This window comes from Pantoea sp. SIMBA_079 (assembly GCF_046940275.1).
Lineage (GTDB): Bacteria > Pseudomonadota > Gammaproteobacteria > Enterobacterales > Enterobacteriaceae > Pantoea > Pantoea borealis.
The window spans coordinates 1-330 of sequence record NZ_JAWRYR010000110.1 but is presented as its reverse complement, the minus strand read 5'-3'; the positions used below and the strand labels follow the sequence as shown (position 1 = coordinate 330).

The following is a 330-nucleotide window of genomic DNA, read 5'->3' as shown; positions in this document are numbered from 1 at the left end:
CGGCGCCGCGGCGACACCATCGCACTGCAGGTCTGGGACACCGGCCCCGGCATTCCCGACCACCACATGCGGCAGATCTACGACGAGTTCCACCGCTACGAGCAACCCTTCGACTGGGACGGCCGAGGCCTCGGCCTCGGCCTGTCGATCTGCCAGCGGATCTCGCGCCTGCTCGGCCACACGCTGGATGCGCGCGCGACGGTCGGCAAGGGCAGCATGTTCTCGATCACGGTGCCGCGCAGCACCCAGCCGCTGGTGCCGACGCCGGCGCCGAGCACCGTGCCGGATACGTCGCTGAGCGGCCTGCGCGTCCTGTGCGTCGACAACGAC

General features: G+C 70.9%; 1 protein-coding gene. It reads left to right on the top strand.

What is annotated here, in order from left to right:
* A partial coding sequence (locus SB719_RS19325) for a sensor histidine kinase (RefSeq protein WP_412159627.1) occupies positions 1 to 330 on the top strand: 330 nt, incomplete at both ends.